At 68.3% G+C, this 14,321-nt stretch carries 8 protein-coding genes; 3 read left to right on the forward strand and 5 right to left on the reverse strand.

Features of this window, described 5'->3' with window-relative positions; all coding sequences use genetic code 11:
- Positions 1-63 precede the first annotated feature (63 nt).
- From AC5P8J_RS15750 to AC5P8J_RS15760, 3 genes are all read right to left on the reverse strand, one after another.
- The gene (locus tag AC5P8J_RS15750) at positions 64-444 is read right to left on the reverse strand and encodes a CopL family metal-binding regulatory protein (RefSeq protein WP_134731874.1); all 381 of its coding nucleotides are present in this window, start codon (positions 442-444) and stop codon (positions 64-66) included.
- 195 nt (positions 445-639) lie between these two features.
- A complete protein-coding gene (gene recQ / locus AC5P8J_RS15755) occupies positions 640-2,445 on the reverse strand; it encodes a DNA helicase RecQ (RefSeq protein ID WP_332329184.1) in 1,806 nt (601 codons plus the stop codon).
- Positions 2,446-2,953: 508 nt separating this feature from the next.
- On the reverse strand, positions 2,954-3,502 hold the full coding sequence (locus tag AC5P8J_RS15760) for a Dps family protein (protein ID WP_005418469.1): 549 nt from the start codon (positions 3,500-3,502) through the stop codon (positions 2,954-2,956).
- A gap of 86 nt (positions 3,503-3,588) precedes the next feature.
- On the opposite strand from AC5P8J_RS15760, the gene hrpA reads away from it, so the two are divergent.
- Positions 3,589-7,671, forward strand: coding sequence for an ATP-dependent RNA helicase HrpA (gene hrpA / locus AC5P8J_RS15765; RefSeq protein ID WP_495216953.1), 4,083 nt, complete (start codon positions 3,589-3,591; stop codon positions 7,669-7,671).
- 117 nt (positions 7,672-7,788) lie between these two features.
- Here the strand turns inward: hrpA and AC5P8J_RS15770 are convergent, their stop codons facing one another.
- A complete protein-coding gene (locus AC5P8J_RS15770; RefSeq protein ID WP_019660107.1) occupies positions 7,789-8,325 on the reverse strand; it encodes a hypothetical protein in 537 nt (178 codons plus the stop codon).
- A gap of 130 nt (positions 8,326-8,455) precedes the next feature.
- On the opposite strand from AC5P8J_RS15770, the gene AC5P8J_RS15775 reads away from it, so the two are divergent.
- Complete coding sequence (locus AC5P8J_RS15775) at positions 8,456-10,612, forward strand: RelA/SpoT family protein (RefSeq protein ID WP_058982213.1); 2,157 nt, start codon at positions 8,456-8,458, stop codon at positions 10,610-10,612.
- A 30-nt stretch (positions 10,613-10,642) separates the two neighbouring features.
- The gene (locus tag AC5P8J_RS15780; RefSeq protein WP_134731868.1) at positions 10,643-12,208 is read left to right on the forward strand and encodes a hypothetical protein; all 1,566 of its coding nucleotides are present in this window, start codon (positions 10,643-10,645) and stop codon (positions 12,206-12,208) included.
- Here AC5P8J_RS15780 and AC5P8J_RS15785 read toward each other — a convergent pair.
- The gene (locus tag AC5P8J_RS15785) at positions 12,205-14,304 is read right to left on the reverse strand and encodes a glycosyltransferase (RefSeq protein ID WP_021203723.1); all 2,100 of its coding nucleotides are present in this window, start codon (positions 14,302-14,304) and stop codon (positions 12,205-12,207) included. The genes AC5P8J_RS15780 and AC5P8J_RS15785 overlap by 4 nt on opposite strands.
- Positions 14,305-14,321: the final 17 nt, after the last annotated feature.

Consider the following 14,321-nt stretch of genomic DNA (forward strand, 5'->3'; position numbering starts at 1 on the left):
AGACACGTAAAGACGCCGGCAGGTGGCCGGCTACGGTGCGCAGGGCGCACGATGCGTGTGGAATCAGCCGATGGGAGGGCGTGAGATGGGCGGCAGCGGCGGCGCCGGGCGGCCTGTCGCCGGCATCGGCTGTGGTGCCAGCGACAACGCCGGGCCCGCCAGGTACGGCAACGGCTGCACCACCAGCAGCGGGTGCTGGGCGCAACTGCGCACGCAGTCCTTGATCTGGCAGTGGGCGTCGTGGGCGGGGGCCTTGGCCTGCGGGGCCTCGTCGGCCTGCATGGCGGCGTGGTGGTGGCAGTCGGCATCGCCGCCATCAAGGGCGGCTACCGCGTGGGCCATCCGGCCCATTTCCTCGTGACCACTGGCCATGGCCGCGTTCAGCCCGTTGAGCAGCAGGCTGAGCATGAGCACGACACGGAGCAGGGTCGAGGCGAGGGACATGGCGCTAATCTAGCCGCAAGCGGCCGTGGATGCACCTCCGGCTGAATGGGCGGTTCAAGGTTGGACCTGCACCAGTGTAGAGCCGAGCGTACGCTCGGCTGCCGTTCACGCAGAAGCAGCCGAGCGTGGGCTCGGCTCTACAGGGGGACGAGCGCACGGTTGGCGATGGGGAGGCGCCTGGCCAGGCGCCCGGCGCTACCCCTCTTCGCGCACGATCTCGACCAGGCGCGGGCCGTAGCGGCTCAGCTTGGTGCCGCCGATGCCGCCGACCCGTGCCAGTTCATCCAGGCTGGTCGGGCGCTGCTCGGCGATGTTGCGCAGGGTGCTGTCGTGGAAGATCACGAAGGCCGGCACGTTCTGTTCGCGGGCCAGTTCGGCGCGCAGACCGCGCAGCGCGTTGAACAGCGCCAGATCCTGCGGCAGCACAGACAGGCCGGTGCGCTGCGCGCTGCGCTCGCGCCCGCTGGCGCTGCTGGCCGGGTCGCGGCGCATGCTGATCTGGCGGCGACCGGTCAGCACGTCGCGGCTGGCATCGGTCAGGCGCAGGCCACCGTGGCCCTCGCTGTCCACTTCCAGCAGGCTGGCGGCCACCAGCTGGCGGAACACGCTGCGCCAGGTGCGCGCATCCAGGTCGCGGCCGATCGCATAGGTACTGAGCTTGTCGTGGCCCTGCTGCTTCACCTTCTCGTTCTCGCTGCCGCGCAGAATGTCGATCAGGTGGCCGACGCCGAAGCGCTGGCCACTGCGGTAGACACAGCTCAGCGCCTTCTGCGCCGGAATGGTCGCATCCCACGAGGCCGGCGGCGTCAGGCAGTTGTCGCAGTTGCCGCAGGGCTGGGGATAGGTCTCGCCGAAACCGGCCAGCAGCACCTGGCGGCGGCATTGCATGGATTCGCAGTAGCCCAGCAGGTGGTCGAGCTTGCCCCGTTCCAGCTGCTTGCGTTCTTCGCCCGCCTCGGATTGTTCGATCATCTGCTTGAGCAGTACCACGTCGCCCAGGCCGTAGCACAGCCAGGCTTCGGCAGCTTCGCCATCACGACCAGCGCGGCCGGTTTCCTGGTAGTAGCCTTCCATCGACTTGGGCAGGTCGGTATGCGCCACGAAGCGCACGTCCGGCTTGTCGATGCCCATGCCGAAGGCGATGGTGGCGCACATGACGATGCCGTCCTCGCGCAGGAAGCGGCGCTGGTTGTTAGCGCGCACCTCCGGCGGCAGGCCGGCGTGGTAGGGCAGGGCGTTGAAGCCCTGGCCGCACAGGAATTCAGCGGTCTCCTCGACCTTGCGCCGCGACATGCAGTAGACGATGCCGGCCTCGCCACGGTGGCCGCGCAGGAAATCGGTCAGCTGCTTGCGGGCGTTGTCCTTCTGCACCACGGTGTAGCGGATGTTGGGGCGGTCGAAGGAGCTGACGAAGTGGCGCGCTTCCTGCAGATCCAGACGCTCGGCGATCTCGCGCTGGGTCGGCGGGTCGGCGGTGGCGGTGAGCGCGATCCGCGGAATCTGCGGCCAGCGCTCGTGCAGCACGGTCAGCTGGCGGTATTCCGGGCGGAAGTCGTGGCCCCACTGCGACACGCAGTGGGCTTCGTCGATGGCGAACAGGGCGATCTGGCTGCGTGACAGCAGCGACAGGAAGCGGCCGGTCAGCAGCCGCTCGGGAGCGACATAGAGCATGTCCAGCTCGCCGGCCAGCAGCTCGCGTTCGACGCGGCCGGCGGTCTCGGCATCCAGGGTGGAATTCAGGTACTCGGCATGAACGCCGAGCTGGCGCAGGGCTTCGACCTGGTCCTGCATCAGCGCGATCAGTGGCGAGATGACGATGCCACATCCGTCACGCAGCAGGGCCGGCACCTGGTAGCACAGCGACTTGCCACCGCCGGTGGGCATCAGCACCAGGGCATCGTGACCGGCAGCGACATGCTCCACGATGTCCTGCTGCGGACCACGGAAATCGTCGTAACCAAAGACGCGTTGGAGCAGGTCGTGCGCGGGACGGGAAGGCATCGCGCTAGTTTACCCCGGCGGGGGAGTCGGCAGGGCTGCGCCCTGGGAACGCGCCATCGCATGCGCGCTGCCGCTCCCACGCTTCGCTGCGCGAAACGCGGGCCCCACTTACCAGCTCCCAGACCCCCGCCGCTTCGCGTCCGCCCCCTGACTCAGGGGGCTCTCCCCCAGACCTGGCCCGGTGGCGGGTAGATCCACGCCATGCGTGGATGAAATCTGTCAGATATCGACAATCAAAATGGGGTCAGACCCGTTTTCCTGCGGAAAACGGATCTGACCCCAAGCAATGCCTTGGCAGATCGCGGGAATCTGTCGAAGGCGGGGTGGGTCCGGTTGAGGGGGTGTGAGCGGCATGGATGCCGCGACCAAGCCCCCATGGACGGGTTTACGGCGTCCCCCTCAACCGGACCCACCCCGCCAACCTTCAGGAAACTGGCTTTTGCTCTGGCTCTGGCTTGAAGGCTTCGGCGGGTGCAGGGCTGCAAGCCCTGCCGAACACCCCCAACCCTTACTGCAACAGCGAGCGCAGCATCCAGGCGTACTTCTCGTGGGTCTGCAGCCGCTGGGTCATCAGATCCTCGGTCGGGGCATCGTCACCCTTGGCCGCCACATCCAGCACTTCACGCGCCGTACGGCATACCGCTTCGTTGGCGACCACCAACTGGCGTACCATTTCACGCCAGTCCGCACTGTCGGTCAGGCCCGGTTCCTCGACGATCGAGGTCAGCGCAGCGAATTCCCGGTAGGAGCCCGGGGCATTGAAGCCCAGCGCGCGGATGCGCTCGGCCACATCGTCCAGTGCCGCCCACTGCTCGGTGTACTGCGTCTCGAACATGGTGTGCAGCGAGTTGAACATCGACCCGGTCACGTTCCAGTGGAAGTTGTGCGTCTTCAGGTAGAGCGTGAACGCATCGGCCTGGAAGCGCGACAGACCGTCGGCGATCTTCTTGCGGTCGCCCTGGGTGATCCCGATATCGATGTTCGGCGCCGACGGTGCCGCCGCCGCAAGCTTCTGCTTGCCGGTCTTGGCCTTGGTCGTGCTCTTGGTCTTCGCCATGGGGTTCCTCCTTGTGGAATCGTTGGCCTTCACAATAAACCGGTCGTGATGACTGGTCGCTTTCAAAGTTTTGAACGAACCGATTGATGAACTCTATCGATAAAAATCCATCGCCCCGCCTGCGCCAACAGCGCGCCGCCATCGACGGCGCCATGAGCCGCGACCGGGGCCGTTTGCTGGGGATGCTCTCGCGTTGCCAGGCCAAGCCACAGGATGCGGCACTGGCCGCCACCTTCGAGCAGGCCTTGCAGGCGTCGGTGCAGCGCCGGCAGGTGCGGGCGCAGCAGCAGCCGTCCATTACTCTGGACCCGCAGCTGCCGATTGCGCGTGAAGCCGACGCCATCATCGGGCTGATCCGCGACCACCAGGTCGTGGTGATCGCTGGTGAAACCGGTTCGGGCAAGACCACCCAGCTGCCGAAACTGTGCCTGGCCGCCGGCCGTGGCCAGGCCGGCATGATCGGCTGCACCCAGCCGCGACGGATTGCCGCACGTGCGGTAGCCAGCCGTGTCGCACAGGAACTGCAGAGTGAACTGGGCCAGCTGGTGGGCTACCAGGTGCGCTTCAACGACAAGGTCAGCGAAGACAGCCGCATCAAGTTCATGACCGACGGCATCCTGCTGGCGGAGATTGCCAGCGACCGCTGGTTGTCGAACTACGACACGATCATCGTCGACGAGGCGCACGAGCGCAGCCTCAACATCGACTTCCTGCTGGGCTACCTGAAGCAGCTGCTGCGCAAGCGCCCCGACCTGAAGCTGATCGTCACTTCGGCCACCATCGACACCGGACGCTTCGCCCAGCATTTCGACAATGCGCCGGTGATCAGCGTTGAGGGCCGCACCTACCCGGTGGAGGTGCGCTACCGCGCGCTGGAAGGCGAGGGTGAAGACCAGGGCGAACGTACCGTCAACGATGCCATCGTGTCGGCTGTCGACGAGATTACCCGCTTGGATGCACGCGGCGACGTGCTGATCTTCCTGCCGGGCGAGCGCGAGATCCGCGATGCGCACCAGTCGCTGGAACGGCGAAAGTACCGCAACACCGAGGTACTGCCACTGTATGCGCGGCTGTCCAACCAGGACCAGGACCGGGTGTTCAATCCCGGGCCGAACCGGCGCATCGTGCTGGCCACCAATGTGGCGGAAACCTCGCTGACGGTGCCGCGCATCCGTTACGTGGTCGATCCGGGCCTTGCCCGCGTCAAGCGCTACAGCCCGCGCAACAAGCTGGACCGCCTGCACATCGAGCCGATCTCGCAGGCCAGCGCCAACCAGCGCAAGGGGCGCTGCGGCCGTATCGCCGAGGGCATCTGTTACCGCCTGTATGCTGAGGCCGATTTCCAGGCGCGGCCGGAGTTCACCGATCCGGAAATCCGCCGCTCCAGCCTGGCCGGGGTGATCCTGCGCATGCTGCAGCTGGGCCTGGGCCGCATCGAGGAGTTCCCGTTCCTGGAGGCGCCGGACGAGCGCGCGGTTGCCGATGGCTGGCAGCAGCTGACCGAACTGGGGGCGATCGATGCCGAACGGCGCCTGACCACCATCGGCAAGCAGATGGCGCGCCTGCCGGTGGACGTGAAGCTGGCGCGCATGCTGGTGGCCGCGCAGGCCGCCGGCTGCCTGCGGCCGATGCTGGTGATCGCCTCGTTCCTGGGCATCCAGGACCCGCGCGAACGCCCGCCCGAGGCGCGCGGTGCGGCCGACAGCGCGCATGCGCAGTTCGCCGATGGCCGCTCCGAGTTCGTCGGCGTGCTGCGCCTGTGGGATGCCTACCGGCAGGCCCATGAAGACCTGACCCAGTCCAAGCTGCGCGACTGGTGCGGCCGTCATTTCCTCGGTTTCCTGCGCATGCGCGAATGGCGAGAGCTGCATCGCCAGCTGCGGCTGCTGTGCGAGGAGCTGGGCTGGAAGGAAGAGGCCAGCGAGGCGTCGATGGCACCGTTGCTGGCCGGCAGCAGTGCGCCGGCCCCGGCGCGTGATGACGCGGCCGCAGTAAAGGCCACCCGCGGCCAGTTGCATCGTGCCGCGCGCCTGGCCCGCGAAGGCAAGGCCGAGGCCGCACCGGCACCGGTGGCCGTGCGCGCGCAGAAGGAACAGGCGCCCGCCGGCGGCGGCTTCAGCGAACGTGTACGCGCTGCTGCCTACCAGACCCTGCACCGGGCGCTGGTGGCGGGCCTGCCGACGCAGATCGGCCACCGCACCGAGAAGGGCGATTTCCAGGCGCCGCGCCAGCGCCGCTTCCTGCCGTTCCCCGGTTCGGCGCTGGCCAAGCGGCCACCGCCGTGGCTGCTGGTGGCCAACCTGCTGGATACGCAGAAGGTATGGGGCATGACCCTGGCCGCGATCGAGCCGGACTGGGTGATCGCCGAACTGCCGCACCTGCTGCTGCGCAAGCACTTCGACCCGCACTGGTCGCGCGCGCAGGGCCAGGTGCTGGCGTCCGAGCAGATCAGCCTGTTCGGCCTGGTGCTGGCACCGAAGAAACCGGTCCATTACGGCCGCATCGCGCCGGGCGAGGCGCATGACATCTTCGTGCGCCAGGCACTGGTGACCGGCGAGATCAATACCCGCGCCAGTTTCGTCGCCGACAACCAGAAGGTGCTGGAGGTCGCGCGCGAGGAAGAAGCCAAGCTGCGCCGCGCCGGCATCGTTGCTGACGAAGACTGGCAGGCACGCTGGTACCTGGACCGGGTGCCGCCGCAGATCCATTCGGCCTCCGGCCTGGATGCCTGGTGGAAGGGTCTTGCGCCGGAACAGCGCAAGACCCTGCACTGGACGCTGGCCGACCTGTTGCCGGGCGAAGGCAGTGAGCAGGAGCGCTACCCGAAGTACCTCGCGCTGGGCCAGGCACGATTGCCGCTGCATTACCGCTTCGAGCCGGGTGCCGAGGATGACGGCGTAACCCTTGACGTACCGCTGCACCTGCTCAACGCATTGGATCCGGTGCAGCTGGGCTGGCTGGCGCCCGGCTTCGTTGCCGACAAGGCTGCGGCGCTGATTCGCAGCCTGCCCAAGGCGATGCGCCGCAACTACGTGCCGGCGCCGGACTTTGGTCGCGCGTTCTACGAGGCGTTCCCGCAACCCAGTGCCGATGCCATCACCGGCGAACTGGCGCGTTTCCTCTCACGCGCGACAGGCGCCACGGTGACCGCGCTCGATTTCGAGCCCGGCTCGATCGAACCGCACCTGCACATGAACCTGCGCCTGCGCGACGAGCAGGGCAGGGTGCTGGCCACCTCGCGCGACCTGGACGCATTGCGCGCGAAGTTCGGTGGGCGCGCGGGCGACGCCTTTGCTGCACGCGCCGGACGTGAAATGGCGGCTGATGGCCTGCGTACCTTCCCGGCCACGCCGATTCCGCTGCAGGTGCCCGGCGAAGCCGGCGTGCCGGCCTATCCGGCGCTGCTGGACGAGGGCGACAGCGTGGCGCTGCGCATCTTCGCTGATCGGCAGCAGGCGCAGGCGGCTCATCCGCTGGGTGTGCGCCGCCTGCTGGAGATCGCGCTGGCCGAGAAGATGAAGCAGGCACGCAAGCAGTTGCCGGTGGGTGCCAAGACGGGCCTGCTGTATGCGGCGATCGAATCGCAGGAACGCCTTCGTGGCGACCTGGTCGATGCGGCGATGAACGCCGTACTGGCTGAAGGCCTGGAAGACATACGCGATGCGGCGGCCTTCGAGCAGCGCCGCGAGCATGCGGCCAAGGCGCTGTTCGGTGAGGCCATGTCGCGGCTGAAGCTGGCCGAGACCATCCTGGCGCTGGTGGCCGAATTGAAGCCGATGCTGGAAGCGCCGCTGATGGGCTGGGCGCGCGGCAACCTGGACGACATGGAGGCGCAGCTGGCCGGGCTGATCCATCCAGGCTTCCTGCGCGATACACCGGCCGACGCATTGGCGCAGTATCCGCGCTATCTGAAAGCGATGATCCTGCGTACCGAGCGCGCCAAGCGTGATCCGCCGCGCGATCAGGCGCGCATGCTGGAACTGCATCCGTTCCTGGAAGCGCTGGAAGTGGCTGAGCAGCAGGGCCTGCGCGAGCACCCGCAATGGCAGGCGCTGCGCTGGGATCTGGAAGAGCTGCGGGTGTCGCTGTTCGCGCAGGAGCTGGGCGCGCGGACCGGCATCTCGGCGAAGAAGCTGGCGCAGCGGGTAGCCGCACTGCGCCAGGCGTGACTCCGATGATGTGATGACGTAGAGCCGAGCCCATGCTCGGCTGCTTTTTTGATGCCTCGTCATCTTCCCGTGCAGATCGCAGCCGAGCGTGGGCTCGGCTCTATACGATGGGCGTCGTTACTTGGTACGACGCACCTTCGGCTGGGTGTTCACACCGTCGACCTTCAGGTACCAGACGCCCATCACACCGGGCTTGATGCTGACGGCGGGCGACTGCCTGCGCACGCCTGCCAGGGTGGTTGCATCGATCTGCTCCCATTCCTGGCCGTTGTCCAGCACGTAGACGCGGCCCTTGCCGAACCCGCGGAACTCACCCTGCAGCACGCCGACGATCGGCTCACTGCTGCCGAAATCGAAGAAGCCGCGATTCTTCACGATCACTTCCTGGCGGCCTTCCTCGCGCGCCGATTCCCGTACCGCTGCAACTGCCTGGGTCGTGGCCGCCTCGACCTTGCCCTGCAGCCAGCGGTTGAGCGTGGCCAGTTCCTGCGCACTGAGCTTGTCCAGGCCAGCAGCCTTGAATTCGGCCGGTGACATCTGCTGCTGCAGGTCACCCTCTACCACACGCTGGGCCAGCGCAGGCGCCGACAGGGACAGCAACAGTGCGGCACAAGCCAGCAGCCGTAGGCGGAAACGCGGGACGATCGGGGACATGACGGGATTCTCCTGGGTTTGCCCGCGAGTGTAGCGGCATGTCTTCATGCCGGGGGATGGTGGCCACGGTCATTGTCCCTGAACGGCGCCGGCGCTAGTGTAGAGGCCTCTGTCTTGCCTGCTTGATGCTGTGAACCGCGCTTCCGTCCCCGGCCTGGATGCCTTGTTGAACCGTCCCTCGGCAGCGGTGCTGCCTGCCCCGCTGCGCCAGGCCCTGCGCGAGCACTGGGAAGCGCCGGAATGCGACCACCAGATGCGTGCCACCTGGTCGGTGCTGGGCGACACCCTCGACGCGCTGGCGATGCTCTCGGCCGACGAAGGTGCAGTGGTGGCCGCATTGTTGTTCGACCTGCCGGGCCTGCGTGCCAGCCTGGAGCAGCTGCCGCTGGGTAACCACAAGACCGCGGTGATCGGCCTGCTTGACGGCCAGGATGCGGCCGACCCGGTGTGGGCGCTGCATGCCGGTCGCGAAGCGGGGCGCAACAGCGAGGGCCTGCGCCGGCTGCTGCTGGCCATCATCCGCGACCTGCGTGTGGTACCCATCCTGCTGGCCCGGCAACTGGCGCGGATGCGCGCGGCCGACAAGCTGGACGACGAGCAGCGCCGCGCGCTGGCCCAGCTGACACGCGACATCCACGCGCCATTGGCCAACCGCCTGGGCATCTGGCAGCTGAAGTGGGAGCTGGAGGACCTGGCGTTCCGCCACCTGGAGCCGGAGACCTACCGGCGCATTGCGCGGGAAGTCGACGAAACCCGCATCGCCCGCGAGCGCTACGTCGAGAATGTCAAGAAGGTGCTGTCGCGCGAGCTGGTTGCGCAGGGCATCAAGGCCGAGGTCAGTGGCCGCCCGAAGCACATCTACAGCATCTGGCGGAAGATGCAGAAGAAGCGGCTGGCGTTCGACCAGCTGTACGACATCCGTGCGGTGCGGGTAATGGTCGACGATGTCGCCGCCTGCTATGCCGCGCTGGGCGTGGTGCATGCACTGTGGGCACCGGTGCCGAGCGAGTTCGACGATTACATCGCCCGGCCCAAGGCCAACGACTATCGCTCGCTGCATACCGCCGTGGTTGGTCCGGAAGGGCGCACCATTGAAGTGCAGATCCGTACCCACGAGATGCATTCGCAGGCCGAGCTGGGCGTGGCCGCGCACTGGAAGTACAAGGAAGGCGGCAAGGGCGCGGAGAAGTCCTTCGACCGCAAGATCACCTGGATGCGCCAGCTGCTGGAGCAGGCCCAGGACGGGCAGGGCAACGAACTGGCCGGGGCGCTCGATGCCGAACTGACCGAGGACCGGGTCTATGCGCTGAGCCCGAAGGACGAGGTGCTGGACCTGCCGCAGGGCGCCACGCCGCTCGATTTCGCCTATCAGGTGCACACCATGGTTGGCCACCGCTGCCGTGGCGCGAAGGTCAATGGCCGCATCGTACCGCTGACTTACCGTCTGCGCAGTGGCGACCGGGTCGAGATACTGACCGGCAAGGAGGCCGACCCGCGCCGCGACTGGCTGATGCCGGCCAACGGCTTCCTGGCCAGCAACCGTTCGCGCGAGAAGGTGCGCAGCTGGTTCCACAAGCTGGACCGCGCGCGCAACGTGCAGGCCGGGCGCGAACTGCTCGAGCGCGAGCTGAAGCGCCTGGGGCTGCAGCACTCGGACCTGGCCATCGCGGCGAAGAAGTTCCATGCCGACAGCGTTGACGACCTCTACATCCAGGTGGCGCTGGGCGATACCGGGCCGAACCAGGTCAGCCGTGCCCTGCTGGAAGCCGAACGTGCAGCAAGCCAACCGGCGCCCGCGCCGAGCCTGCCGCGGCCGACCGCGCGCCGCGAGAACCTGGGCAAGTCCAAGTTCACCGTACAGGGCGTGGGCAACCTGCTGGTACAACTGGCGCGCTGCTGCCAGCCGGTGGCCGGCGAACCCATCGTCGGCTACCTGACCCGTAGCCGCGGTGTCACCGTGCATCGTGCAGACTGCGCTGCGCTGGCCCGTCTGGCGGCCACCAGCCCGCAGCGCATCCTGCCGGTGGAGTGGGGCCAGGCCGGGGGCGGCTACGAGGTGGACGTCGTGGTCGATGCGGTCGATCGCCGCTGGCTGCTGAAGGACATCACCAACCTGATCGCCCAGGAAGACGCCTACGTGCTGGACATCCACAGTGACAACGTGCGCAACAGTGGCCGTGCCCACCTGCGCCTGCGGCTGAAGGTGAGTGACTACGGCCAGCTGTCGACCCTGCTGGGCAAGCTGGACGCGCTGCCCGGCGTGAGCGAGGCGCGTCGTCTCGGCTGAGCTTCACGCTGCCCCGGCTACCCTGCACGCATGGAACGCGAGCCCCCGCATCGCCCGCATGGCGCTGAACTTCCTGCGCTGGACCGCGTCCGCCGCGAAGGCCGTTGGTGGTGGCTGCAGGCACGCCACGCGCGCCGGGTGTGGCGCTGGGCGCTGGTCGCGGCGCTGGCGGTGTTTGTGCTGCTGGTGCTGCTGCGCAAGCCGCTGGCCGACTGGTTCTGGGATGAGCCTCGGATCGAGCAGCTGCTGGCCGAAGGTGATGGCGCACTGGCGGCCGGGCGGCTGAGTGCCGCCGATGGCAGTGGTGCGCGCGAGCGCTACCAGGCCGTGCTGGCGCTGGATGGAGATCGTCCGCAGGCCCGCGAAGGCCTGGCCCGTACCGGCGCGGCGGCCCTGCAGCAGGCCCGCGAAAAGATGCAGGCCAACGATCTCGACGGCAGCGCGCAGGCGCTGGCACTGGCCCGGGAACTGCAGGTACCACAGGGCGAGGCGGACGCCGTGGCGCGCCAGCTGCGGGCCCGGCGCAGCGCAGGTGCCGGCATCGGCGCACTGCTGGCGCAGGCACGCAACGCCTTCGCTGCGGGCCGGCTGGATGAAGGTGACAGCAGCGCGCTGCCCCTGTTCCAGCGCATCCTGTCGCTGCAGCCGGACAATCTGCCCGCGCTGGAAGGTCGCGAAGATGCACTGAGCGATCTGCTGCAGCAGGCGCGCGCGCTGGCGGGACGCGGCGAGCTGGCCGAGGCCGCCGCACTACTGCAGCGTGCGCGCCAGTTCGATGCCGGCCATGCTGATCTGCCCGCCAGCCAGGAAGCATTGGCGCAGGCCGTCGAGCGGCGCCTGCGCCAGGCCCAGCGCGCCCTGCAGCGCGGGCAGCTGGAGTCCGCAGCAAAGGGATTTCTCGCCGTTCTGGCAGTGGCGGCCGATGATGCCAGCGCCCAGCGCGGCCGTGAACAGACGTTGCAGGCGGTGCTGGCACGCAGCCAGACGCAGGCCGACGACTTCCGGTTCGAGGCGGCGCGGGCCGATGCCGCGCTGGCGGAGGAGCTAGGCGCTTCGCCGGCCGCGCAACAGCAGCTCGCGCAACGCCTGCAGCGCGCACAACAGGCGCAGAAGGCGCTGCAGCAGCCGGCGGCCAGCAACACGCAGCGCGAGCGCCAACTGCGCGACCACCTGCGCAGCATCGAGCGCGCCGAACGTTCCGGGCAATGGATCAGTCCCCCCGGCCACAGTGCATTCGACGCATTGCGCGAAGCGCAGTCACTGGCGCCGCGCGATGCTCGGGTGAAGGCTGCTGCGGCGCGGCTGCTGCCCGCCAGTCGCGGCTGCTTCGACGACAACCTCCGGCAGAACCGCGTACAGGCGGCAGGGGCCTGCCTGCAGGCGTGGCAGACCCTGTCGCCGACTGCGGCCGGGCTCCCCTCGGCACGCCTGCGCCTGGCCCAGCGCTGGCTGGCCATCGGCAGCGAGCGACTCGGCAGCGGCGACCTGGCTTTCGCAGCGCATGCCGCCGAACAAGCCCGCTTGCTGCAACCGGACCTGGCCGAGCTGCCGGCGTTCGAAGAGCGCCTGCGCCGTGCCGGCGGTCTCCCTGATTAGGTGAAAAACACCCGCTGCACGGTTGCGCGCGCAGCGTCGAGGGAGAAGTGCTCTGCGATGTTGGCCAGGCCGGCTTCGGACAGTTGCCGCCACAGCTGCGGATCCTGGTACAGGCGGACCACCGCATCGGCGAAGCCGGCCGCATCATCGGCCACCAGCACGTCCTCGCCCGGGCGCAGGTGCATCCCTTCCACCGCGCAGGGGGTACCTACCACCGGCTGGCCATGGGCCATGCTCAGGTTGATCTTGCCTTTCACGCCGGCACCGAAACGTAGTGGCGCGATGGAAATGCGTGCGCCATCCATGTAGGGAGTGATGTCCTCGACGAAGCCGTGCATCTGCACGCCGGGCTGGCGCGCGGCCAGGGCCAGCAGGGATTCCGGCGCGGCAGCGCCGATGCAGTGCAGGCGCACATCGGGCAGGCGGGCGCGGATGCCGGCGAAGACTTCGCCGATGAACCATTCCATCGCGTCCAGGTTCGGCGGGTGGCGGAAGCCGCCGACGAACACCAGGTCATGACGCTGCTCGAACGGTTTGCCGGCACCGGCGATGTCATGGAGGTTGGAGATCAGCTCCACCCGCACCGTTGGCGCGTCGGCCTGCAGCTGCTCGCGCTCGGCGGAACTGACCAGCACGGTGACGTCGCACTGCTCCATCACCGCCAGTTCGCTGGCGCGGGTACGCTCGGCAGCGCGCAGCAGTCCAGCATCGCCGGCCACTTCGGCACCACGACGTTCGCGCAGGTAGTGCAGGTCCACCGTGTCGAACACGGTGCGCGCCTGCGGCGCATAGCGCTTCAGCAGTGGCAGGCACTCGTGGGCAACATGGTGGCGGACCAGCAGCGCTACGTGGAAGCGTCCACCATGCGTGCGCAGCCAGCTGGCGACGCCATCGAGGAACGGTGCATACCAGACTTCCACACCCATCCGCTGCAGCGCGTCGGTGGCGGCGCCGCCGTGTTCGCGGCGGGTGGGAACGAACACCACATGGGCCCCGCCCTGCAGCAGGAGGCGGATCAGGTTCACCTGGCGCAGCGACGCGGAATCGCGATCCGGCTGCGGCACTGCCTCGTCCAGGATCAGCACCTGGCGCCGGCCACGCAGCAGCAGCGCCGGTGACGGCACTTCGCCCACCGCCGGGCGGCGGGCCAGCTCGGTGGCCCAGCGGTCGGCGAAGATGGCCTGGTTGCGCACCTGGTAGGCCTTCACGCCGCTGCCGGTGTCGGTGCCGTTACTGGTGCCTTCGTCATGGACCACCCGGCTGGCCGGCTGAACCAGGACGCGCAGGCCCTGCGCACGCACGCGGAAGGCCAGGTCGGTGTCCTCGTAGTAGGCCGGCTTGTAGCGGGTATCGAAGCCGCCCAGCTGTCGCCAGAGGTCGCGCGGCAGCATCAGCGCTGCGCCGGAGCAGTAGTCGACGTCGCGCAGGCTGGCAAAACGCGGGTCGTCCGCTGCCTCGAAACGGCCGTAACTCCAGCCACTGCCATCAGCGAAAATCACCCCGCCCGATTCCTGCAGCCGGCCGTCCGGGTAGAGCAGCTGGCTACCGACCAGGCCGGCGCCGGGCGTGCTGGAGAACGTGTCCAGCAGCGCGTCGAGCCAGCCCGGCTGCGGCACCGTATCGTTGTTGAGCAGCACCACGTAGCGACCGCGTGCGCGCGATACGCCATCGTTGCAGGCCTCGATGAAGCCGCCGTTGTACTCGCGCACTTCATAGCGCAGTCCGGCAACCTGCGGCATCCACTGCACGGTGGCGTCGGTGCTGCCGTCATCCACTACCAGGATCTCGCACGTGGCCTGCGGTGGATGCGCCGCCAAGGCGCGCAGGCAGGCCAGGGTGTGATCGACGTGGTTGTAGACGGGGATGACAATGCTCGCTTCCGGTGTTTCGCTGAACGGCACCGTGAAGGGAGCGAACTCCTGTGCCGGCGGCAGGAACAGCGGCGTGCGTGGCGCGGGCACGGCGCGCTGGGCATGCACGCGGATGCGCTGCCAGGTCGCCCGCCAGCCACGGGTACGCAGGCTGGCCAGGCTCCGGCGGGCCAGGCCCGACAGGCGGTTGATCAGGTATCGGATCTCGGCCAGGGACATCGCCATCCGGTTGCAACTCCAGC

The organism is Stenotrophomonas sp. YJH_SMC_37 (assembly GCF_059370035.1).

Excerpts from the sequence above, each read along its gene's own strand:
- AC5P8J_RS15750 (WP_134731874.1), bottom strand. The coding sequence starts at position 444 with ATGTCCCTCGCCTCGACCCTGCTCCGTGTCGTGCTCATGCTCAGCCTG.
- recQ (WP_332329184.1), bottom strand. The coding sequence starts at position 2,445 with ATGCCTTCCCGTCCCGCGCACGACCTGCTCCAACGCGTCTTTGGTTAC.
- AC5P8J_RS15760 (WP_005418469.1), bottom strand. The coding sequence starts at position 3,502 with ATGGCGAAGACCAAGAGCACGACCAAGGCCAAGACCGGCAAGCAGAAG.
- hrpA (WP_495216953.1), top strand. The coding sequence starts at position 3,589 with ATGAACTCTATCGATAAAAATCCATCGCCCCGCCTGCGCCAACAGCGC.
- AC5P8J_RS15770 (WP_019660107.1), bottom strand. The coding sequence starts at position 8,325 with ATGTCCCCGATCGTCCCGCGTTTCCGCCTACGGCTGCTGGCTTGTGCC.
- AC5P8J_RS15780 (WP_134731868.1), top strand. The coding sequence starts at position 10,643 with ATGGAACGCGAGCCCCCGCATCGCCCGCATGGCGCTGAACTTCCTGCG.
- AC5P8J_RS15785 (WP_021203723.1), bottom strand. The coding sequence starts at position 14,304 with ATGGCGATGTCCCTGGCCGAGATCCGATACCTGATCAACCGCCTGTCG.